The following is a 22312-nucleotide window of genomic DNA, read 5'->3' on the forward strand; positions in this document are numbered from 1 at the left end:
AATTGTCTATTGGATGTGGTGAAGAAGTCAATTCCGTTGACTCTATTCGTTAACGCTGTTTCGGTGGCTATTGCCTATGGCTTTTATGAAATGACGTTTCATGTTTCGCTGCTGCCTTTTTGGCTAACTACGGCCATGTCGATACTTGCTGTTCTGGGGCCGGGTATCATCGTTCTAGTGGACGGCGGGCAGTCGCGCCTTGTCGCGCTCGGGCTTGCCAACCTGTTCATGGTAACGGCGTTTTATTTCTTTTGCGGTGTCGTCCCCTTCTTCTTCTACTTTCTGTTCGCACCGATGCCTCCATACATGCATGCGGGTGGGTTGGCGCTTGGTATCGTGATGACCGGTCACTGGATGATATTCACAGCCCGGGATGTCAACAAAGCGTTAGCAACTTCACGCTTCGTGCAGGATGCATTTGAGGATACGGGCAGTGCTTTGCTGTATCGGCTGCAAAACATCGCGAAGCTGGAGGCGGTCCTGAGTTCACGCAGTCCCTCTGGAAAGCTGCACATGTACCTGGTGTTGTTGATTGCGCCGCTGTCACTCGTGATTGGGCGGATTCTGAGCCCGGTGTTTGGCGTGCACGGCCCGGTTCTGCTGAGTGCCTTGATTTTGTTCCCAGTTTCGCAATGGATTGCAGGCATCGCAACGCGTCAATACATCGCGATGGTGCGTTTGCCAAGAATGCTGGAACGTACACAGGGCAAACCCGTCATTGTGGTGAGCGACGAATCATGAGGCGTTACCTGATCCTTAACGACGACAAGACCACTGTGAACGGAACGGTAGTCGCCAAGCCAACCACGATCCGATTCGAACGCCGTGACGTCGCCCACGAGGGCGACGATGTGCAATGTCCGGCATGTAATACGACTGGCAAAATCAAATGCGACGGTCCTCGTCAAGTGATGACCGCGCCCGATGGCCGGCATGCGGCCTTGAGCGACGATCTTTGCATCTGCAAGTGCGATCCGCCGCCGAAACTTGTTGCTTCACAACAATCGATGTCAGTCGACTCTTGATGGTCCGCCTCGACTAAAAGGAGAGCGTTGTCCGACGCGCGTTGCCAGAGAGCGGTTGTCGGTGCGAGCAAAATCGCCCGTGCGGTTTGACCCTGAGGCGCCACATCGGGACGCTGTATGCGTCGCTAGAGAGCGACAATTACCTTGGTCGGTCCGTTGACAGTTACCTTGGCCGGTGGTGAGGAGTCGAAGGCGGCGTAGCCGCCGAAGACGACGAGCTACCGGCCAAGATAATTGTCGTTCTCTAGCCAACCCATCGATTGCGCTCAACGAGCCGCCACCGCAAGTGTCCGATATCGAGAACAGTACCGAACGGGTGGCTCCCCGAGAAGCTGCTTGAACGCGGCAGAAAAAGCACTGGTACTGCTATATCCCAGATCGACCGCCACATCTTTCACGCTCGCTCCCTGACTCAATCGAGACAGGGCTTCGAGCAAGCATACGTGCTGCCTCCACACTACAAGGCTGAGACCCGTCGCTTCGCGGAATCGCCGCGTGAACGTTCGCCGGCTGACATTCGCCAGCCTTGCCATTTCGTCGATCGATATCGTCTGTGTCGGCGCGTCGAGCATGCGCCGACACGCACGTGACAACCGCGGATCCTGGGGTAACGGCACGCTGAATGGAAGACGCGGCATCTCGCTCATCTCGTCGAGCAGCACCGCTTCTAGCCGCGCGCGTCTTGCACAGGCATCTGCCGGCAGCTCCAACATCGCGTCGAACAGATGCCGCACAAATGCAGAAACCCCGAAAACCTGGCAATGAGATGGCAAAGCTGCAAGTTGAGCCGCCCTCGGTCCAATGAATGTATTAAACATCGTCACGGGGCCATGCATATGCATTTCGTGACCGACGCTCGCGGGCACCCAGATCGCACGCTGTGTGGGTACGATCCAGTTCCCCTCATCGGTAAACATCGAAATGCCGCCCGTCGCTGCGTAGGCGAATTGTCCTTCCTCATGACTGTGGCGAGCAAACACCTCACCTGCTTTGAAGGTTCGAGTCGTCACTGCGACATCAGTCGCATGGGGACCATCGTTCGAATCGAATCTCTCTATTTTCATTGGATCAGTCGGTGCTTCGCGCCCGGCCGTTAGTGAGTTTCGCGATGCGGTGCTGCTGGCCCAATTTTATAATAAGAAAACCTGATTTTGCAACCGGATATGCTCGATTACACGTTAGTATCGTTTTTCCAAAAAAAATCCGAGGGTTTAATTGACAGAGCAATCCTTTGTTAAGGTGTCTCGACAAAACGACGTTCTAATGGTTGGGCTAAACCGCCCCGAGAAGCGGAACGCGATGCCGAAGTCGATGATGTTCGAGCTGCGCGAAGTATTTTCAAATATCCCCAAAGATGTTGGCGCAGCAGTACTTTACAGCACAGGGGAGCATTTCTGCTCCGGGCTCGATCTTACGCAGGTGAAAGATAAAACCGTTATCGATTGCTTTCAATTCTTTCGGCAGTGGCAGGAAACATTCCGACTTATCCAATTTGGTCATATACCGGTTGTCGCGGCGCTTTCGGGCGCAGCTATCGGTGCGGGGCTGGAAATGGCCAGCGCCTGTCATATTCGGGTAATGGACGAAAGCGCCTATTTTCAGCTCCCGGAGGCCGCACGAGGTCTTTATGTCGGGCTTGGTGCGTCGGTGCGATTCCCTCGGCTGGCAGGCACCGCGTTGATGATGGACATGATGCTCACGGGGCGTCTCCTTCCTGCGCAAGAGTGCCTCGCGCGAGGTGTCGCTCAGTATGTCGTGCCACCAGGAACTGCCGTGGACAAGGCCGTCGAGCTCGCCGCTGCGGCAGCACGGAATCTGCCCATTACCAATCACGCAATCATTCATGCACTGCCGCGCATTGTCGAGCAGGGTCACGATGAAGGGCTGTTCACAGAGGCATTGATTGCGGCTGTTGCCCAGTCCGGCGCCGAGACGGCGCAGCGCATGGACGCATTCTTCAATCGCAAGAAGACAACTCAAATTCTGAAAACCACCCCATAAATCCGGGTAGCTCATATGTGCGGATACATCGCAATCCTCTCGAAGCAGTCTATTGAATTCAAGGCCAACCAGCTCGATGCGTCGATGGCGGCCATCCATCATCGCGGGCCGGACAGCTGTTCCACGTGGTTCGATCCCAACGGAAAAGTAGCAATGGGTTATGTCCGCCTCGGATTGGTCGGACTCAGTAACGGCACTCAGCCGATCGTCGCGGACGAAGGCGATTTCGTCATGATGGTCAACGGCGAATTTTACGACTACGCTCGAATTCGTTCGGAGTTGGAGGCGCAAGGATGCCGGTTCAAAACCTCGTCTGACAGCGAAATCGCGCTGCATTTGTACCGGCGAGACGGGGTTCGCGGTCTCCAGCAGCTGCGGGGCGAATTCGCGATTCTGATATACGATCGCCTGCGCGAAACGCTTCTCGCTGTCCGCGACCGCATCGGTGTCAAGCCGTTGTATTACGCCGAGCACGATGGCGCACTGTACTTCGGTTCCGAGATCAAGGCGCTCGTGGCGGCGGGCGTGCCTGCTCAATGGGACCACGACGGGTATGCGAGCCGCGGCTTCATCCTGCGCGATCGCACGTTGTTCAAGGGCGTTCGCAGCGTGAAGCCGGGAACGCTCCTGCTCGTGGACAGTGCCGGCATTCAGGAAAAGACCTATTGGGATTGGCAATTCCCGGCCCAAACGGCGGTCGATCACGGGCGCACGGAATCGTCGATGATCGAAGGCGTACGCAGCGCAATCGAAGACGCGGTGCGTCTGCGGCTCCATGCCGATGTACCCATTGGCGTCTCGTTGAGTGGTGGTCTCGATTCGTCGGCGATGCTGGGGCTTGCAACCGCACTCTCCGGCGAATCGTTAAATGCGTTTCACTTGTCGTTCGAAGGTGCGCAAGGATACGACGAACGCCGCTACGCGGAGATCGCCGCGAAGCATAATAATGCGCAATTGCATGTGTTGTCTGTGAGCCAGGACGATCTTGCCGATCACTTCGAAGACGCACTGTGGCACACGGAAACCCCGTTTTCCAATGCACACAGTATCGCCAAATATATGCTTTGCAAGTTCATCCAAAGCAAGGGAATGCGCGCCGTGTTGACTGGTGAAGGCGCTGACGAGGTGTTCGCGGGATATCCGCATTACCGGCGCGATATGGTTCGTTTCAACCATGATCGCCAGGACCCCGAGGAGATTCGTCGCCTTGCGGAGCGGATGGCAACCCAGGGCGACCGTTACCTAGAGGCACAGACAGAAGACGTCCAGTGGGTCAATCGCAATCTTGAGCACAGCATCTCCTGGATCGAGACGCAGTCAGCGTTGTTCAGGCCGCTGACCAAGCTCTTCCGCGAGGAATACCGTGAGCGGCACGCGCACGCTGCACCGTATCGGCAGTTCTTCGACAGGCTCGGCGGTCCCGCATTCGATCAATGGGATCCGGTCAACAAGTCCTTATACGCTGTTGCGAAATCGAGCCTGCCGAACCTGGTGCTGACAACCCTTGGAGATCGGTTGGAAATGGCAGGTAGTCTGGAAGGCCGGCCGCCGTTGCTCGATCATCGTGTGGTGGACGAGGCGGCGAGCTTGCCGGTATGGATGAAGATTCGCGGCAGCGTGGAGAAGTACGCGTTGCGTGAAGCCATGCGGCCCTACCTGCCTACGGAAATCTACGATCGGAAGAAGCAGTACTTCCGCGCGCCACCTTCGACGCTCGATCCGGCGTCTAAGATGTTCCAACTTGTTGCCGACACGTTGTCTAGCCCATTACTCGCCGAATTGCCGTTCTTCGAGCCATCGAGCGTACGCGATTTCCTCGGCTTTGCGCGCACGCTTCCCGAGGCACAGCGCGCCGCGGCAGATCATGTGTTGATGGAAATCACCGGTCTTTGCTTGCTGCAAAAGCGCTTCGCACTTCGCTAGCGAGACGCGGGCGCTTTGCTGCACCCGCAGTGGTGTGCCTGACGGCGCACCACTGCGCGGTGGGAGTGACTCCATCGCGCCCCGCCAACCGCATTTCTTGCACTGGAGCCATCATGGAAAAAAAGCACCTTGCCCTGGCGTTGCTGGTCACTTTCGTATGGGGCATCAACTTCCCTATCACCAAGCTAGGTCTCGATTCGATGGATCCGTTCGTCCTCACGGGAATCAGATTCGCGCTCGCGGCTATACCGCTGGTCTTTTTCATACGTCGGCCTTCCGTTAATTTCGGCTACGTCGCAGCCTATGGATTGATATTCGGCGTCGGCATGTGGGGTGCGATTAACTATGGTATTGCCGTGGGTGTCGCGCCGGGAATCGCCTCCCTGATTATTCAATTGAGCGCCTTTTTCACGATGTTCTGGGGTGCTCTGTTGTTTCGCGAACGGTTGCGTCCGGCGCAATGGATCGGTGCCACTGTTGTGCTGATCGGCTTGGCTGGCATCTTCCTGGCGCAGAAAGGCGCGCACCAGGTATTCGGTATTGCGCTGATCGTACTCAGTGCGGTGGCATGGAGCATCGGCAACGTCATCATCAAGAAGTCCGGCGTGAAGGAGATTTTCTCGTTCATGGTCTGGGCCAGTCTCTTCCCTCCCATCCCGATGTTAGCTGGTACTTGGCTGATCCAGGGCGGGCAGCCGTTCGTGACGACCTGGCACAACGTCGGCAGCGTTGCCGTGTTTTCGCTCGTGTTCCAAGTTTATCTCGCAACGCACTTTTCGTATTGGGGATGGAACTCGCTGATGAAGCTGTATCCCGTGTCGACGGTCGCTCCGCTCTCGTTGATGATTCCGGTCTTCGGGATCGTGACCTCGATCGTCCTCATCGGTGAACGTGTTCACCCGGTGGAAATGGCGTCAATCGTGGTGATCATCGTGGGCCTCGCGATCGGGATTTTCGGCCGGGGGAGCGCCGCGGTCATCTCGCGGACAGTTCCCGTCAGCGCGTCCAAGATCTGATACAGCGTTTCGAACACAGCAGTCTGCATCGTTCAAATCAATAACACCGGCCGGCGCTACGGTGCACGGCCGGAATCTTTACCTTTCGCAGAGTGGCCGCATGCTTACAGAAGACTCCGTTGAATCTAGTCATGTCAAAGAAACGCTGAAAAAGCTCTCGGGACTGTGGCGCGAGCGAGCTATGGTCAATCAAGGGCTGATGGATCAGACGTCAATCGTCTTTGCGCCGGAGAAGGCGGATTTCGCGGAGACTCTCGTGCCGTTCCGCGAGCATCCGAGATGGCAGGATGCGCCGCACGAACTGAGATCGGCGGTGTTGTCGTATGGGTGGGCGATATACAATCTGAAGACGGTCTATATCGAATGTGACGTCGTTACGCCCGCATGCGAGGACCTGATCAAGTGCCCCATCGGGGACGCGACGGCGAGATACGAATTGCAGCAGGCGATGAGCGAGGCGTTGCTGGACGAGGCTTTGCACACCAAGATGTCGATCGACGCCAGCAACTACGTCTATCGACACCGCAACTTGGTTCCGCTGGACTACACCGCTTTCAATCTCGTGACGTGGCGTGACCGATTGCTTTCGCAGTGCGGTTCGGATGGCAAGCGCCGGCTTACGCGCTTCGCGATCGCCGCGGCAAGCGAGACGTTGATCACAGACTATTTGAGAACGCTCTCGGACGATGCTGACATCCAACCATTGTGCCGGGAAGTGACGAGATCCCACGCGATTGATGAATGGGGGCATTCTGGCGTATTCAGCACCGTTGCCGAACATGTCGTGGGATCGCTCAGGGCAAGCGAGCGTTCCTTCTTCGCCGATATCGTGCAGCAAACGGTTGAGATGTTCGCGGACAACGAGTTGGGCGCGTGGGCAAGCGCCTTCGAACTGCTGCAATTTCCTCACGGAAAGGAAATCATTCGTGATTCGGAGCAGGTGGGCAAGGTCACGGTCTACAAGGATTCCGTCATGATGTTGTTGGACAAGTTGGGGCTTCGATTCGATTCCATTCACTCGCCAGCATGATGGGAAGCATTGATAAAAATAGTCTTGGTAACCTGAGAGAAGCAGATGAAAGGGCCACTTCATTTCAAATGTGAACATGTTGTGCGGATGTCGAACTCGGTCAACGCATACTGGCTGCGCTTGCTGAATTCCGAGCGTTACGACGAGTGCGACTATGGAAAGCACTTGCTGTTAAAGTACCCGGATGCGTCGAACAAGATTCAGGCGAGAAACTATTCGATAGCGGGCAGACCCGAATACGACCTAATCGAAATCGCCGTCAAGCGCCAGGCGGGCCACGGTGTTTCCGCATCCATTCACCAGTCGCTCGCGAAAAATTCGATATTGATTGTGGATGAAGTCTCCGGGGCGCTGACGAGCAGATCGCTATTGCGGTACCGTCAGCTCTTGATGGTCTGCGGGGGAGTCGGGATCACCCTGCCGTTGGGTTTGGTTAGAGGCTTAGCAGCGCTCTCGGAGCGAGGCACAGAGGTGCCGAACGTTCATTTGATCGTATGCGTGCCGCATTTCGACGCGCTGATTTACTTCGCCGAGCTACTCGCGCTGCAGGCGAAATATTCGTGGCTATCGGTCGCGACATTCGTTACGCGCGAGCACGTACGTGCCGGCATTTCATATCTCCATTCGGGCCGTCCGGATCCTCGTGAACTGGCAAACAGCATTGCTGCGCCCGATGCGGTCGTGCTGTGTGGCAGTGAGAAGTTCGTATCGGACTGGGAAGTGAAGATCCGCGCCAGTTTTCCCGATGCGTTCATTCTCGACCAGCACCGATCGAGCGTCGATTTGGCGGCCGCGGATAGCGCTCGACCTGACGCCGGCGATGCAGGGGGGAACCGCGCTACGCTACGACTCGCAAACAGCGGACGATCTATTAGCGCGTCTCATGACAAGACGTTGCTGGAAACGCTGGAAAGCAACGGTGTAAACGTGCCGAGTCAATGCCGGATGGGCATTTGCGGGCGCTGCAGCGTCCAGTTGCTGGAGGGCGAGGTCGTGTCCACATCGGACATTGGCTTGTCCGGCGCGGAGCGACAGCGGGGTTTCCTCTTGGCTTGTTGTAGCAAGCCAGTCTGCGAGACATTGACGCTGGCGCTCTGACCTCCGCCGCTCGTTTACCTCGGCGCCTCGCGGAGAGACCCGGGAAGCGCTCGCGCTTCCCGGGCATGCGCAAAGCCGAATCCATCGAATGCAAGTGTCAGGCGCTGCATACCATTACGCTCGCGGCCCGTAGGACAGTGTTGCTGGCGGCTGCAATGTCCGCTTATTCTCAACTACCGTGGCTCCGAAGGATCTGCGCCGATCACGTCGACGGCCTAGTGCCTGACCGCTCACCGCTTCCATTCCTTGTGACCGTCACCTTGACCCTCGCCGTCACCGGACCGAGCCGGATAGATAGAACTCGTCCGTGACTGCCGCCCCCTCCTCGATACTGTCCTCAAACGCGCCGTTGGCGAACCCGGCTCGCGCGGCGGCGTCGAGCGCAGCCTGATCGAACCCGGCCGCCCGGCGCCGCGCATCCAGTTCGCGCGCCTGGGTGATCGCCGCTTCGAGCGTGCTGCCCGAGCGAATACCGAGATCGACGTAGTAGATCGCCGAGCGATAGCTTTGCGTGGTGGACTTTCCGCGCAGCTTCAGTTCCTGCGGCAGACAGGCGAGCAGATTGCCCGATACCGCAGCGAAGTAGTGCAGTCGTGCGGCGAGCGCGCGGATCGAGTTGTACGACGTGGTGCGGAAGATGAACGAGCCCATCTCGTCCCCGTCCTCGTCGCCGATGAGCACGTTCAGCCGGCCGTAGGGCTTACAGGCGCCGCTCTGGCCGAACGCGCAGCGGTTCGGCGACGGGCATGCTAGTTCCTCGATGCCGGCATCGCCCGCGCGGCGACAGGTCTCCCCGTTACCGACGCAGATAGGCCGCCCGGTCTCGCGGTCGAAGCACGAATACTCGGCGCGCAGGTTCAGGTCGGGGTCATTGAACAAGAACCGGACAGGGATCGAGCGCAGCTTGCCGGTAGTGGCCTTGCGCAGCGACTCGTTGAGCGGATGCAGCAGCCAGCCGTCGCGGTTCTGGATCTGGGTCGTGAGAGTGAACTGGTCGTCCTTCTCGGGCAGTCGTTTGCCGTTCTTCTCGACAACTCTCCCAATACTGATGCGCCCTATAACGGGCGGAGTGATGCTCAAGCCTTTCAACATAGAGTTCTCCTGTATACGTAAACAGAGGGGAAGTGAAGCGGGGGAGGGGGCAGCAGGAACAGCGGGGGCTCAGGTGTTCACCAGAAACCGGCGCGAGCCGAGTTTCGTAATGGCGTATCGCACGGCAAGCTCGGGGTGATCAGCCAGCAGTCGTTTCAGATCGATGCCGATGCCGTCCTTGCTGCGCTTGTACGAAACGGAACCCGTATCGAACTGCGCCTGACCGGCTTCGCCCATCGCCTGCTGGATCGTCTGCTTCAGCTTCGCCTCGATGGTTTGGCGGCCCTCAATTTCGGCGCGCACGGCGACCAGATCGGAGAACACGGACGACAGGTGGCGGTCGCCCGTGAAATCGACCGTGCCACCTCCGCCCGGATACAGGCAGCGCAACGCGCGATCGACCGATTCCGAGCCGTCGGCGGCCGGCGGCGTATCGGTCTCGACGTGCCGCCAGAACGCGGCTTCGAGTTCGATCAAGCGGGCAATGAGTCCGTCGTCACGCTCGATTCGATGCACCTCGAGCTTCTGGCCGCAGATCAGCACGGCCACGTCGGCAGACGACTTGCCCGTGACCGCGAGCTGGTGCTGAACCTGCAACTGCGCGTACTCGGGCACACCGTCGCGCCACAGCCGTGCACCGAACTCGCCCGCCGTCTTGCATTCGAGCAGTTGCACATCGCGGTTGCCGACGACTTCCCGATCTACATTAGCCAGCATGAACGGTACCGTTGGATGCTGGATGTGGACGTTCCGTCCAAAACGGCAAATCCCCGCGGGTTGCAGGGCCCCATACCGCGGGCGATGGATCTGCACGTTGCCCCGGCGGTCCGGCCAGTGCTCGGCCGACATTCGCGAAGACGAACGAGATTGCGGGCTGTGATTCTGTCGGTTATTGCGCTGCCGGTCTTGGCTGGTGCCTGGACCTCGTTACACCACATGAACAACGCATCGCCAAAAGTCGCGTCAGTGGCTCGCCGTGCGCATGAGCCGTTCCGTCGCCATGCCGTGACCGAAGCGACTCGCAGGGCACGAATTGAGCGAGCCAAGGAAGAGAGCGGCGAGTCCTCTGCGCTCATTGCCGCGCAGCAGGCCAATGACCAGGCCCTGGCGGCGCGCTTGGCTCAACCGACCCCGGCTGCTCCGTTGCCCCCATGCCCGCCAGGGATCGACCGTCTCGAGTGTGTGCCCGATCAACGAATCTTGGCAAGGTTGCGAAATCGCTGATGGGGGCACCGAGTGGATGTCCACCAAGCACACACTCGGAGATTCGGCGCCCATTGCTCATCGACATGGATCGACATTGATTGAAGCAGACCCGAAATGCCTACACGGTGCCTACACGACGCCAGAAACGACAAAGGGTTACAGGCAAGAAGCGCTGTAACCCTTTGAATTCTTTGGTAGGCCGTACGTGACTCGAACACGTGACCAACGGATTAAAAGTCCTTTTAATGCGCTCGCTTTGCGCCCGCTTTATCCATCAAATCAAAGACTTGAGGCCGCACGCTCGGGCTTTGAAGCCGCATTGAACCGCATTGCTGTTGACACCCGGTTGACGCTGCTTCCACGGGGTTGCGGCACAGCTTGGCTGCACCGCAACCCCGTTCGCCAGCTTATCTCTACGGTGGCCGTCAAGGCCATGCGGCTACGCCGTGGCCTAACGGCCAGCCTTGACGGAGCAACTGGCAGAGGATGGGCCAAGGCCGGTCAAACATCCGCGAAACCCGAGAAAGTATCCGCGAAACCCGAAACGTCTTGTGGTGCGGGCACCTTCAAGTGCCGCCAGCCAAACGCAGATGAGCATCGTGGCAAGCGACCCGAAGGTATGCAGCGCAGTTGGCAATCGCTTCTCGAACCGGCTCAGCATCGGCGTCCGGCCGTCCTCGCAAGACTTCTGCGAGGTGCCGTACTTCACTCTCGGAAAGCCAAAAACGTGGATCGGCGAATCCCCACAACAGCACGTCGACGAGATCAGAAACCTGCTCGAGCGGCTCGGAAGCCAGGGAGTCCCACGAATCTTCGTCGCGCATTACGGCCCCCGTCTTCAGGCGACGTTCAGCGAGCGATTGCGAAAATAGAGATACGCCAAGCCGATGGGCGCGATGACGATAGCCAGATACCAGCAAAAAAGCATGGTCATAAGCTTGACAAACAGCATCAGGATCGCGTTGACGAAGAAGAGGTTGCGTCCGACGATATAGTCAACAACGCTCTCATAAACGAACCGAGAGTACGGATAGAGAAAACAGTTTGCCGCGACAAAGACGGTGAGAAACGCCTCAACACTCATCGCCATGTGTGCTTTGCCGTGACTGAACACGAAGAGCAGCATCGCGGGGAAGATCAGGCCGAAAAGGAAATTGCGGATGTAGTAGGCTCGGGTTAGCCCACCAAACGAGCGGGTGATAATCGGGTGCATGCTAGTCCTCCTTGTCGAAAGCCGCAGTAACGACCGCATGCACGAAAACTTTATAGATGCAGTCGCCCTAAATTTTTGTCACCTGCAAGACCAACACAATATCAGACCTTGACCCGGAGACGCTGCGGCCATCCATGAACGACGGTAGCCAACGAATCCCGCTCGTTACGTTCGTATCCTTGTCCTGGCTCAGCCCACCCATCACGACTACTTCGCCGTCGTGAAGCGTCATGGTGGTTTCGGACTTACGCGTGTTTTTTGTCGGCGAGTTATTGACACCAGTACTGGTTTTTTGGAAGTCAGAAATCTCAATCGTCACGTCGGTATCGATTACGGCCTCTTTCACCGTCGGCATCACGTCGAAAATCACGCCAGCGTCCTCGTAAGTGACCGACTGCACCTGCGCACCACTGGAAGTCGGATACGAGACCGAGCTAATCACAGGTACCGATTGCCCCACGTTCAGCCGACCGTGCTTGCCCGACTCCACGCGCAGATTCGGCGATGTGATGACATGAAACCGGCTATCAGAATCGAGAGCCGCGATTGCCGCATCCAGAAACCCGGCATGCAATCGCAACGCGTTTGCGCTGTCATCAACCGTCCCTACGCCCAGCGACACGCCCAGCTTTCCGCCCAAGATACTCGCGGCGAGCTGGAAGCCCGTGGTGCGATCATTTTCCGTCGATACCTCATACACCCACGCCCGGATAGCCACCTGGCCCGTCTTGGTGTCCACCTGCGGCAGCACCGACTTCAGCAGTGCGATTTCCTTCGCCGAACCGAGAAACACCATCGTATCCGATGACTGGTCAACCATCGCCGCGGCTGACGTTGGCGGCGCATCGGCCTTGGCCCGCGACTCCGCAGCAGCAGGCACCGCGCGATTCATCGTGAACTGTCCGCTGAACAGTGGCTGCACTAAGCGCGAAAGATAGTCCGCCGTGCGGTACTTGGGCGAGTACACGAACACCTGTTTGTCCGCTTCCTTCTGATCATCGTCCTTGCGCTTAAACACATAATCGACGCCGTTCTTCGTTGTCACGCCGAAGCCGAGCGACGCCAGAAAATCGCCCAGCACGTCGCGGATGTCTCCCTTGGTGCGATCAAAACGGAACGACACCAAGCGCGTGTCGGTAAGCACGTCGGGAGAAAGCACATACTGCGACTGCAACATGTCCGCGTACACCAAGTCGATCACCTGGGCGACGTTGACGAAGCGCAGATCGACCGACTTCGCGTTGCCCATCTTCAATGGCACTAGCGACGGCGCAGCCAGCAGACCCGGCCCCACCCCGGTCGGTAGGCCAGCCACCGAAGGCAGCGGCGGCAGAGTCGGCACCGTCGACTCGGCAGCGCAGCTCACGCCGGCAATGAACCAAAGCACAACTGCAAGCCGGCTCATTTCGCCACCCCTATCGTTCACATACTCGACGCGAAGTTGCCCGAGCGGGCCGCGATGATCGAGGTGCCATTGGAAGAGTTTCACGCGCACGTCAATCGATACCGGATTGAGCTTGCTTTCGAAGAGGTGCATCGGAAGACCGATATCAAATACAACCAGGCCACGCTCGAGACAATTCTCACCGACAGAGAGATCACCACATGGAAAGAGGAACAGGACGACGAAGAAGATTCGTCCGACTAGCGTCCGCGTCCAGGCGGGCGCATGTCTCGCTCGTGTAAAGTACCGGCTTCGCGCGGGGTTCCAAACGCTGAGAGAGCAGCGTCCCACGCGAGCTGAACGGAGAAAAGAATGAGCGATAACCGGTACACATACGGCATCCACCAAAATCTCACGCCCGCTGACCTGTTTGTCTATGTGGCAATCGATGAGACTCGAAAGCAGCTCGGCCTAGATGACTTAGCTGCGGCATCCGCTGTGTTGCTCGGTCAGGCCGACGTGCCCGTACCAGGCAAAGTTGCAGGTGCGACCGCGGGCACATCGGTCGCTTCGCTAACTGCTCGTAAGCTGTTGCCTTTTAAGGTGCGCGTACGATTGCCGATGATCACTAAGGTCGGACTTAGCGGCGTCCGAATCGCGTTTACGCGCAATCTCGGCGCGTTCGTCGGCAGAGCAGTACCGGTCGTCGGCGAACTGTTCTTGGCACGAGACGCGTTCATGATCATGCGCAATACAGTGGTGACCTACAACCGCCTCGCGAAACCGGATGATCGGCTGTCCCTATGAGCGATACAACTTGGGAGCGCCTAGAGGCGTTCGCACGAGAAGAACTCGGCCGGCCTCTATTTGGAGGCCAACTGAACTTGCAGCCTACGTCACGCCTTGAGGAGGACCTCGGCCTTACAGGGCTCGACGCTGTCGAATTCATCGATAGATGGGCGGAGACGTTCAACGTGCAGGCGAAGGGCTTTCCGTACAGGCGTTACTTCGGCCCGGAAGGTCAGCAACTGCTCTCGTCGTTCCTGGGGCTGTTTGCGAAGCGTTTTCGCCGGCCGGAGCTCGTGCCTTTAACGTTGGGCATGCTGGCTGAAGCCATGCGTCGTGGGAAGTGGGATACCGCCGAAATTGAGGCGACGACAAACAGCGGCGCAACGCAACAGATCCGTTGACACTTCGTTGACAGTCGGAAAAGAAAAAGGGGTTGCGCTCACACGCAACCCCTTGATTTCTTTGGTAGGCCGTACGTGACTCGAACACGTGACCAACGGATTAAAAGTCCGCTGCTCTACCAACTGAGCTAACGACCCAAAGAGGCGCGATTATAGCGGCCGCACCAGGGCCCGTCAACTTTGGGCCCGCGGGCGTCGCCTCTCGCTACTTCGTTTGCGCGAGCTTTTGCTGCGCCGTCTGCGCCACGTCCGACCCGCCGTACTGCGAGATGATCTCTTGCAACGTCCTGCGAGCGGCGGCTTTTTGGCCTTGCTCCAGTTGGTTGTTCGCGATCGCCAGCAGCGCCTCGGGTGCACGCGGGTGCTGCGGATAGTTCTTCACGATGCCTTGCCAGGTGGCCGTCGAACCCTTGTAGTCGTGCAGCGCATACAGCGCGTTGCCGAGCCAGTATTGCGCCGTCGGCTGATAGGGGCTCTGCGGGTACTTGGCGATGAAGCTGCGGAACGACGCCGCGGCGCCTTTGAAATCGCCGCTGCGAAACTGCTGCGACGCCGCGTTGAACGCATCCGTCTCGCCAGGCTGCACCGTGCCTTGGACTCCATCGACCGTTTCGGTCTGCGGCTCGAGCTTCTTGAGCCGACCGTCGAGATCGGTGTAGTAGTCCTTCTGCTGCTTCTGCAAGGTGGCGACCTGGTTCGCCAGATCCTCGTTTTGTCCGCGCAGCGTCGCGATCTGCTGGTTGAGCTGATCCATGCGCGACTGCTGATCGTTCAGCGCGCGCTGTGCCGCCGACAATTGACTCGTGAGGTTATCCGTCTTCGCACGTAAGTCGAGGATGGCTTGGCGGGCCTGATCGTCGTCGAACAGGCCGGCGTGAGCCGGCACGGCGACGAGCGCCGAGGCGGCCACGCATGCGGCTGCGGTTGCGCGCAGCCAGGAGAAACGGTGCGTCATACGCGTTGTCACCCGTTACGAATTACTGCGCCGGCTGATAGAGGATGTCCGAGCGGCGGTTTTGCGCCCACGAGGCTTCATCATGACCGAGTGCCACCGGCTTTTCCTTGCCGAGGCTCACGGCTTCCATTTGCGAGCTGTTCACGCCGTCGTTCTTCAGCACGTCGAGCACCGCTTGCGCGCGCTTTTGGCCCAGCGCGAGGTTGTACTCGGCCGTACCGCGTTCGTCGGTGTTGCCTTGGATCAGAATATGCTGATTCGGATGCGAGCGCAGGTAGTTGGCGTGTGCTTGCAGCAGCGACTGGTAGTCGTCCTTCACCGTGTATTGGTCGAAGTCGAAGTAGACGCTGCGCTTCGCGAGCGGGCTGTTCGGGTTGTTCAGCTCGTCGACCGACACCGGTGCGACCGCATTCGGGTTCGGCTGCGTGCTGACCGCGCCTTGCGTCGGGTTTTCGTTCAGCTTCGTGCCCGAATGGCACGCTGCCAACGCGCCCACGAGCGCCACGGCACATGCAATACGAAGTTTGGACATCATTTTTTACTCTCCTTGTGTGTCATTGCATAAAAGGACCCCAAGACGGCTCGGTCACAGTGCCGCCCCGAACGGACAGGATTTGCCGAGTCCGACCGTCGGTCGAAACAGCAGCCAGCACGCCACGGCCGTTCACCTGTGTGGCGTAAAGAATGTACTGACCATTCGCCGCGAAGCTCGGCGATTCGTCATGTGTCGTGTCGGTCAGCGCCGTGGCGACGCCGGTCTCAAGGTCCTGGACGTAGAGCTTGAACGCACCGCCGACGCGAGAAATATAGGCGAGTTCTTTGCCGTCGGGGCTCACGCGCGGGCTCGTGTTGTAGTTGCCGGTGAACGTCACGCGCTGCGCGGCGCCGGCGCTTTCGCCCTGCGCGGGCATCTTGTAGATCTGCGGCTGGCCGCCTCGGTCGCTCGTGAAGTAGATCGACTGGCCGTCGGGCGAATAGAACGGCTCGGTGTCGATGCCCGTGCTGTGCGACAGGCGGCGCAGGCCCGTGCCGTTCGCGTTGACGGCATAGATCTGCGTATTGCCGGTCAGCGTCAGCGCGACGGCAACCGTGCGACCGTCCGGCGAAAAGGTGGGCGCGCTGTTGCTGCCTTTCTGATCGGAAATGATCACGCGCCGCCCCGTGGGCAGATCGTGAATGTAGACGATCGGCTTACGCTTTTCGAACGAGACGTAAGCCACCTTCGTGCCGTCGGGCGACCAGGCCGGCGAGATGATCGGCTCGGGGCTCGACAGCGCGACGTGCGCATCTTGCCCGTCCGAGTCGGAGATTTGCAGTTGATAGCGGTTGCCGACCTTGACGACGTACGAGAGCCGCGTCGCGAACACGCCGCGCGTGCCGAGCAGCTTCTGGTAGATGTAGTCGGCGATCTTGTGCGCCGTCAGCCGCAGGCTGTCCGCCGGCGTGGTGAAGGACAAGCCGCCGAGGCTTTGCCCCTTGATCGTGTCGTAAAGCCTGAAACGCACGTCGTATTGGCCGTTCGCGTTGCGCGTGACGCTGCCGGCGACGAACGCGTTCGCCCCCTTGGCCTTCCATGCGCCCAAATCGACGGAATCGGTTTCGGAGACAGGCGTGGAACCGGCGTCGACGAGCGAGAACTTGCCGCTGCGCTGCAAGTCCTGGCGCACGATTTCGCTGACCGACTGCGGTGCGCCGGTTTCACCGGCGAAGTTCGCCGTCGCGATCGGGTATTGCGTGGAGCCGACGCCCGTCACGAGTACGTTGAGCTGCGCCTGGGCGGAGCCGGCCGCTACGATCAGGCATGACGCCAACAAAGTCCTCAAGCCTAGCTTCGTCATCAAACTCATGCTGAAAATCCCATAAAACGAAAAAATGGCACGACAGCCAAGAGACTGTGCGACGCAGGAATCGTTCCTGATCGGCCGGTATTCGTCGCGCCTCGCATGTGTCTTCCTCGGTCAGCTTGCCGGCCGCAGCGTGATCAGGAACGACGACGGCGCCTTCCCGTTCGTGTCGAGCGGCATCGGATTGGACGCATTGACGCCGTTCAGCGCGGCCTGGTCCCATTGGGCGTTGCCGCTGCCCTTTTGGATCGAGGCCGACAACAACTGGCCGTCCGGCGCGCAGTGAACCACGATGACCGTTTCGAGCCCCGCGGTCTCGCCGCCCCAGATGATGTTCGGCTTCACGCGCCTGCGCACCTTGTCGGAATAGCCCGGCGAGGTTGCGGTACCGCCCGAGCCGCTGCCCGAGCCGCCTTTCGCGAGCCCGTTGCCGCCTTCGCTCTGCGCGGCCATACCCTGAAGCTGCGCGAGCCGCACGCGCCGCTCTTGTTCGAGCTGCTGCTTCTGCTTGGCTTGCTGCAGGGCCAGCGCCTTCGCTTTCGCGGCCTTTTCCGCCGCGACCTTTTGCTGGGCTTCGAGCTGCTGCTGTTCCTGTTCCTGCTGCTTCTTCAGTTCCGCCTGCTTTTGCTGTTCCTGCTGCTCGCGCAGCTTCTCGGCTTGCGCTTGCTGCTGCTTGAGCTTTTGCGCCGCGGCCTTTTGCGCGGCGAGCTGCGCCGCCTGCTGTGCGGCCTGTTCACGGGCGAGTTCGGCTTGACGCTGGGCTTGCTCCTGCGCCTGCTGTTCCTGCAGCGCTTTTTGGCGTTGCGCTTCAGCGAGTTGGGCTGCGCGCACGGCGGCTTCTTGCTCCTTGCGTTTCTTTTCCTGCAGTGCGATGTCGGCTTGTTCTTGGTCGACGACGGGCGGCGGCGCCGGCTGCACGCGCACGGGCGGGGCCGGCGCAGGGGGCTGCGTCGGCGTCGGATTGACGTCGGTCCAAAGCTCGGCCTCGGCGCCGGCCGGCGTGCTGTTCTGCCAGTGGATGCCGTGGTAGAGGAAGAGCCCGAGCAGCACGTGCATCACGAGTGCGAGGGCGAACGCTCGCCACGTACCGCGCTCGCGAGGCGGTTGAAGCGGGTAGACGGACTGCTTGCGATTCATTGCGATTTGACGAGCAGGCCCACGCGCTTTACGCCGCGCGCCTTCAAGTCCGACATGACGTTCATGACCGCTTCGTACTGCACGGTCTTGTCGGCGGCGATCACGACCGGCTGATCGGGATGCGACACCTCGCGCTCGGTCACGAAGCTGTTCAGATCGGCGCGCGTCATCTGCTGTTCTTCGGAGCCGCCCGCATCGTCCTTGTAGCGCACGCTCATCTTGCCGTCGGCGCGAATGTTGACGACGACGGGGGGTGTTTGCTGCTGGGGCGCCGCGCTGCCGACCGTGGGTAGATTCACGATCGAGGGTGCGACGAGCGGCGCCGTCACCATGAAGATGACGAGCAGGACCAGCATGACGTCGATGTACGGGACGACGTTGATGTCGGCCATTGCGCGGCGCGAGCGCCCGCCGCGCATGCTGGAACGGTTGGTGGAGCCGGCCATCGCGTACTCCTTAATGCGCCTGGCGCTGCAAGATGTTCGAAAATTCTTCGATGAACGTTTCGAAGCGGATCGCGAGGCGATCGATGTCGTGCGCGTAGCGGTTGTAGGCGACGACGGCGGGGATCGCCGCGAACAGGCCGATGGCCGTTGCCGTCAGCGCCTCGGCGATGCCGGGCGCGACGTTCGCGAGTGTCGCCTGCTGCACGTTCGCGAGGCCGCGGAACGCGTTCATGATCCCCCAAACCGTACCGAACAAGCCGATGTAGGGGCTCACCGAGCCCACCGAGGCGAGGAAGGCGAGATTGGCCTCGAGCACGTCCATTTCGCGTTGGAAGGCGGCGCGCATCGCACGCCGCGCGCCGTCGAGGATCGCGCCCGGATCGGTGATCCGCCGTTCCTTGCCTTTCAAGAATTCGCGCATGCCCGACTCGAAAATCCGTTCGAGCCCGCCGATCGTGTGGCGATTGTTCGCCGCGCTTTGATAGAGCGCCTGCAAATCGCCGCCCGACCAGAAATCGCGCTCGAATTGTTCAGTTTGCGCGCGCGCGCGCCGGATGGCAAACCACTTGCGGAAGATGAACGTCCACGACATCAGCGACAGCAGCAGCAACAGGCCCATCACCGCCTGCGCGAGCACACTCGCATTGAGGACGAGAGAAACGATCGACAAATCTTGTGCGTTGTTCATAAAAAAGTCTGCTTATGCGTCAGAACGGCGAGGTCGCTGCAAGGCGCGGAAAGGGTTTAGTCGGCCACTTGAAAGTCTTGGCGTTTCACTGCGGAACCCCGCTTGGTATCGACCGGCACGATACTAGTTCATCGACGTAGTGATCAACGGAAATTAGACGTTTGCCGTTGACACGCCCTCTACAAATGCACGTGGGTCGCGGCGCAATGCGTCCGATACGGAGACGGGCAGAGCGATCGGCTTGAGCGTGGCGAGCTCGACGCAGCCGACGCGAATCGTGCCGACGGCCAGCACCGCGTCGCCGCGCCGGGCTTCCTGGACGAACTCGACGCTTGCTTTACCGAGACGCTCGATGCGGCTCGCGATCGTGAGCATCTCGTCGAGCCGTGCCGGCGCGCGGTACTGCACGGCCGTTTCGCTGACGATGAAGACGACGCCGTTCTCTTGCGCGAGCCGGTGTTGATCGATGCCGCATGCCCGAAGCCATTCGGTGCGCGCTCGCTCGAAGAACTTGAGGTAGTTCGCGAAAAAGACGATGCCGCCCGCATCGGTGTCTTCGTAGTAGACGCGGATCGACCAATCGAAGCTGAATTGCACGCCGCGACGGCTGGTTGGCTGGTTCATGGCCCGGCATTTTACCGGAACGCGCGAGCGGGTCTCAAAATTGCCTGGCGCCGGCCACCATGGCGGCGCACGAGCCGTTTCGGGGCGCCGGGCCGCCGATTATGGTGTGGTTGCTTAATGGCTGGCGCGCGCGTTGTGGGTGCGGTGCCGCGCCGCGTCGCGTCGCGTATTCGCTCGAAATCGTGACTCAGGCTCCGCGACTCGGGCGCCAGCCCTGGCCCCGCCTGCTCCGGCCCCGGCCAATTGCCTATTGAGTGCGCTTCACATACACTATCGCGCTCATCCCTGCGTGACTGGCGATAAAACCCTTCGGGGTCAAGGTGGAGCAACCCACCGTGAAGCGCAGGGTGCCGTTTTGCCGTTCGCCTGGGCAGCCGAATCATGGAGGCGCCGTCGTTTGCGTCGCCAGCGGTTGGCTCGCCCGCGTAACGGACTCATCCGCCACGTCAGGGCTGGCCTTCCGCCAGCAGCGCAAGCGTACGAGCAGTACGTATCCCGCGCACGATTCGGCCAACCTGTACACCCTTAACGGAACGCGTATGTTTGACAGAGCCCAAAGCACCATCGCCAACGTCGACCCAGAGATCTGGAACGCCATCCAGCAGGAAAATCATCGCCAAGAAGAGCATATCGAGCTCATCGCGTCGGAAAACTACACGTCTCCCGCCGTGATGGCCGCGCAAGGCTCGCAACTGACGAACAAGTACGCCGAAGGCTATCCCGGCAAGCGCTATTACGGCGGCTGCGAATACGTCGACGTGGTCGAGCAGTTGGCCATCGACCGCGTGAAGGCGCTGTTCGGCGCCGAGGCGGCGAACGTGCAGCCGAACTCGGGTTCGCAAGCGAACCAGGGCGTGTTTTTCGCGATGCTCAAGCCCGGCGACACGATCATGGGCATGAGCCTCGCCCACGGCGGTCACCTGACGCACGGCTCGCCCGTGAACATGTCGGGCAAGTGGTTCAACGTGGTCAGCTACGGGCTGAACGAGGCGGAAGACATCGATTACGATGCCGCCGAAAAGCTGGCGAACGAGCACAAGCCGAAGCTGATCGTCGCGGGCGCCTCGGCGTTCTCGCTGCGCATCGATTTCGAGCGTCTGTCCAAAATCGCCAAGTCGGTGGGCGCCTACTTGATGGTCGACATGGCGCACTACGCGGGGTTGATCGCGGCCGGCGTGTACCCGAACCCGGTGCCGCACGCGGATTTCGTCACGACGACAACGCACAAGAGCCTGCGCGGCCCGCGCGGCGGCGTCATCCTGATGAAGGCCGAATACGAGAAGCAAATCAACTCGGCGATCTTCCCGGGCATCCAGGGCGGCCCGCTGATGCACGTGATCGCCGGCAAGGCCGTCGCATTCAAGGAAGCGCTGTCGCCCGAGTTCAAGGCGTACCAGCAGCAAGTGGCGGAAAACGCGCGCGTGCTGGCCGAGACGCTCGTCAAGCGCGGCCTGCGCATCGTGTCGGGCCGCACCGAAAGCCACGTGATGCTCGTGGACCTGCGCGCGAAGCACATCACGGGCAAGGCCGCGGAGGCGGTGCTCGGCGCGGCGCACATCACGGTCAACAAGAATGCGATTCCGAACGATCCGGAAAAGCCGTTCGTGACGAGCGGCATTCGCCTGGGCTCGCCCGCGATGACGACGCGCGGCTTCGGCACCAAGGAAGCCGAGCAAGTGGGCAACCTGATCGCCGACGTGCTCGACAACCCCGAAGACGCCGCGACGATCGAGCGCGTGCGTGCACAGGTGGCCGAGCTCACGAAGCGCTTCCCCGTGTATCGCTGATCGCCCATGCGCTGCCCCTTCTGCCGGCACGAAGATACGCAAGTCGTCGACTCTCGCGTATCGGAGGACGGTGCCGCCATTCGGCGGCGCCGTCGCTGCCCAGCCTGCGACAAGCGTTTTACGACGTACGAGCGGGTTGAGTTGACGCTGCCGGCCGTGGTCAAGAAGGACGGCAGCCGCAGCGATTTCGATCGCCGCAAAATCGCCGCGAGCATGCAGCTCGCATTGCGCAAGCGCCCCGTCGCGGCCGATGCGATCGACGCGGCCGTGGCCCGCATCGAGTATCAATTGCTCGGCAGTGGGGAGCGCGAAGTGCGCAGCGAGCGGCTCGGCGAACTCGTGATGAACGAGTTGCTTCAGCTCGACAAGATCGCCTACGTGCGTTTTGCTTCCGTGTACCGGCGCTTCGAAGACGTGTCCGAATTCGAGGACGTGATCGAGGAGTTTCGCCGGCCGAAGCAAGAGAAGGCCACGCGCAAGCGCTAGTTCGTTTTTTCGTTTTACCACCACGCTTTTTTCTCCATCTTTTCTCCATCGATCGACACGATGCGCCATTGTCGGCGGCGGGCGTGCTCGCGCGCCATTAGGCCGAACGGACGATGGTGCCGTGCTGCCACACCCGCTAGATTGGCGACATGCCGATGACGGGAGTG

22 protein-coding genes, 1 tRNA gene, 2 pseudogenes and 1 riboswitch are annotated in these 22312 nt (G+C 60.0%); of the genes and pseudogenes, 11 read left to right on the plus strand and 14 right to left on the minus strand.

Going from position 1 to position 22312, the window contains the following annotated elements:
• The first annotated feature begins 9 nt into the window (after positions 1–9).
• Both J3485_RS04080 and J3485_RS04085 read left to right on the plus strand, forming a co-directional pair.
• The gene (locus J3485_RS04080) at positions 10–741 is read left to right on the plus strand and encodes a hypothetical protein (protein WP_206951289.1); all 732 of its coding nucleotides are present in this window, start codon (positions 10–12) and stop codon (positions 739–741) included.
• A complete protein-coding gene (locus tag J3485_RS04085; protein WP_206951290.1) occupies positions 738–1025 on the plus strand; it encodes a PAAR domain-containing protein in 288 nt (95 codons plus the stop codon). The genes J3485_RS04080 and J3485_RS04085 overlap by 4 nt, the downstream gene beginning before the upstream one ends.
• Before the next feature lie 266 nt (positions 1026–1291).
• Here the strand turns inward: J3485_RS04085 and J3485_RS04090 are convergent, their stop codons facing one another.
• Positions 1292–2089, minus strand: a complete 798-nt coding sequence (locus tag J3485_RS04090; protein WP_206951291.1) for an AraC family transcriptional regulator — start codon at positions 2087–2089, stop codon at positions 1292–1294.
• A gap of 151 nt (positions 2090–2240) precedes the next feature.
• Here J3485_RS04090 and J3485_RS04095 point away from each other — a divergent pair, with 151 nt between their 5' ends.
• From J3485_RS04095 to J3485_RS04115, 5 genes are all read left to right on the plus strand, one after another.
• Positions 2241–3026: a crotonase/enoyl-CoA hydratase family protein gene (locus J3485_RS04095; protein WP_242538473.1), complete on the plus strand. Its 786-nt coding sequence runs from the start codon at positions 2241–2243 to the stop codon at positions 3024–3026.
• Positions 3027–3041: 15 nt separating this feature from the next.
• Positions 3042–4949 carry an asparagine synthase (glutamine-hydrolyzing) gene (gene asnB / locus J3485_RS04100; protein ID WP_206951292.1) on the plus strand — a complete coding sequence of 636 codons (1908 nt, stop codon included), beginning with the start codon at positions 3042–3044 and terminating at the stop codon, positions 4947–4949.
• 113 nt (positions 4950–5062) lie between these two features.
• Positions 5063–5965 carry an EamA family transporter gene (locus J3485_RS04105; RefSeq protein WP_206951293.1) on the plus strand — a complete coding sequence of 301 codons (903 nt, stop codon included), beginning with the start codon at positions 5063–5065 and terminating at the stop codon, positions 5963–5965.
• A 100-nt stretch (positions 5966–6065) separates the two neighbouring features.
• A complete protein-coding gene (locus J3485_RS04110; protein WP_206951294.1) occupies positions 6066–6995 on the plus strand; it encodes a diiron oxygenase in 930 nt (309 codons plus the stop codon).
• 45 nt (positions 6996–7040) lie between these two features.
• Complete coding sequence (locus tag J3485_RS04115; protein WP_206951295.1) at positions 7041–8093, plus strand: 2Fe-2S iron-sulfur cluster-binding protein; 1053 nt, start codon at positions 7041–7043, stop codon at positions 8091–8093.
• A gap of 294 nt (positions 8094–8387) precedes the next feature.
• On the opposite strand, the pseudogene J3485_RS04120 reads toward J3485_RS04115, so the two are convergent.
• The 5 genes and pseudogenes from J3485_RS04120 to J3485_RS04140 form a co-directional block, all read right to left on the minus strand.
• Positions 8388–9185: pseudogene (locus J3485_RS04120) on the minus strand (recombination directionality factor); the annotation flags it as partial.
• Between the two features lie 69 nt (positions 9186–9254).
• Positions 9255–9935: pseudogene (locus J3485_RS04125) on the minus strand (YqaJ viral recombinase family nuclease); the annotation flags it as partial.
• 1022 nt (positions 9936–10957) lie between these two features.
• On the minus strand, positions 10958–11215 hold the full coding sequence (locus J3485_RS04130; protein WP_206951297.1) for a hypothetical protein: 258 nt from the start codon (positions 11213–11215) through the stop codon (positions 10958–10960).
• 14 nt (positions 11216–11229) lie between these two features.
• The gene (locus tag J3485_RS04135; protein WP_206951298.1) at positions 11230–11604 is read right to left on the minus strand and encodes a hypothetical protein; all 375 of its coding nucleotides are present in this window, start codon (positions 11602–11604) and stop codon (positions 11230–11232) included.
• A 67-nt stretch (positions 11605–11671) separates the two neighbouring features.
• Entirely contained in the window at positions 11672–13141 is a 1470-nt protein-coding gene (locus tag J3485_RS04140; RefSeq protein WP_242538475.1) for a type II secretion system protein GspD, read from the minus strand.
• Positions 13142–13360: 219 nt separating this feature from the next.
• Here J3485_RS04140 and J3485_RS04145 point away from each other — a divergent pair, with 219 nt between their 5' ends.
• The gene (locus tag J3485_RS04145; protein WP_206951299.1) at positions 13361–13795 is read left to right on the plus strand and encodes an STM2901 family protein; all 435 of its coding nucleotides are present in this window, start codon (positions 13361–13363) and stop codon (positions 13793–13795) included.
• Positions 13792–14178 carry a DUF1493 family protein gene (locus tag J3485_RS04150; RefSeq protein WP_206951300.1) on the plus strand — a complete coding sequence of 129 codons (387 nt, stop codon included), beginning with the start codon at positions 13792–13794 and terminating at the stop codon, positions 14176–14178. The genes J3485_RS04145 and J3485_RS04150 overlap by 4 nt, the downstream gene beginning before the upstream one ends.
• A 62-nt stretch (positions 14179–14240) precedes the next feature.
• On the opposite strand, the gene J3485_RS04155 is transcribed toward J3485_RS04150, so the two are convergent.
• The 8 genes from J3485_RS04155 to ybgC form a co-directional block, all read right to left on the minus strand.
• Positions 14241–14316, minus strand: a tRNA-Lys gene (locus J3485_RS04155).
• A 67-nt stretch (positions 14317–14383) separates the two neighbouring features.
• Positions 14384–15133: a tol-pal system protein YbgF gene (gene ybgF, locus J3485_RS04160; RefSeq protein ID WP_206951301.1), complete on the minus strand. Its 750-nt coding sequence runs from the start codon at positions 15131–15133 to the stop codon at positions 14384–14386.
• 22 nt (positions 15134–15155) lie between these two features.
• Positions 15156–15668, minus strand: coding sequence for a peptidoglycan-associated lipoprotein Pal (gene pal, locus J3485_RS04165; protein ID WP_206951302.1), 513 nt, complete (start codon positions 15666–15668; stop codon positions 15156–15158).
• A 19-nt stretch (positions 15669–15687) separates the two neighbouring features.
• Positions 15688–16980, minus strand: a complete 1293-nt coding sequence (tolB, locus tag J3485_RS04170; protein ID WP_206951303.1) for a Tol-Pal system beta propeller repeat protein TolB — start codon at positions 16978–16980, stop codon at positions 15688–15690.
• 111 nt (positions 16981–17091) lie between these two features.
• The gene (tolA, locus tag J3485_RS04175; RefSeq protein ID WP_206951304.1) at positions 17092–18114 is read right to left on the minus strand and encodes a cell envelope integrity protein TolA; all 1023 of its coding nucleotides are present in this window, start codon (positions 18112–18114) and stop codon (positions 17092–17094) included.
• On the minus strand, positions 18111–18560 hold the full coding sequence (gene tolR / locus J3485_RS04180) for a protein TolR (protein ID WP_206951305.1): 450 nt from the start codon (positions 18558–18560) through the stop codon (positions 18111–18113). Before tolR ends, tolA begins: the two co-directional genes overlap by 4 nt.
• 10 nt (positions 18561–18570) lie before the next feature.
• Positions 18571–19248 carry a protein TolQ gene (gene tolQ, locus J3485_RS04185; protein WP_206951306.1) on the minus strand — a complete coding sequence of 226 codons (678 nt, stop codon included), beginning with the start codon at positions 19246–19248 and terminating at the stop codon, positions 18571–18573.
• A gap of 153 nt (positions 19249–19401) precedes the next feature.
• Entirely contained in the window at positions 19402–19872 is a 471-nt protein-coding gene (gene ybgC / locus J3485_RS04190) for a tol-pal system-associated acyl-CoA thioesterase (RefSeq protein WP_206951307.1), read from the minus strand.
• A gap of 279 nt (positions 19873–20151) precedes the next feature.
• Positions 20152–20251, plus strand: a riboswitch (ZMP/ZTP riboswitch).
• 160 nt (positions 20252–20411) lie between these two features.
• On the opposite strand from ybgC, the gene glyA reads away from it, so the two are divergent.
• A complete protein-coding gene (gene glyA, locus J3485_RS04195) occupies positions 20412–21659 on the plus strand; it encodes a serine hydroxymethyltransferase (protein ID WP_206951308.1) in 1248 nt (415 codons plus the stop codon).
• Between the two features lie 6 nt (positions 21660–21665).
• Positions 21666–22145, plus strand: a complete 480-nt coding sequence (nrdR, locus tag J3485_RS04200) for a transcriptional regulator NrdR (RefSeq protein WP_206951309.1) — start codon at positions 21666–21668, stop codon at positions 22143–22145.
• Positions 22146–22312 lie beyond the last annotated feature (167 nt).

It is taken from the genome of Trinickia acidisoli (assembly GCF_017315725.1).
In the GTDB taxonomy this organism is placed as follows: domain Bacteria; phylum Pseudomonadota; class Gammaproteobacteria; order Burkholderiales; family Burkholderiaceae; genus Trinickia; species Trinickia acidisoli.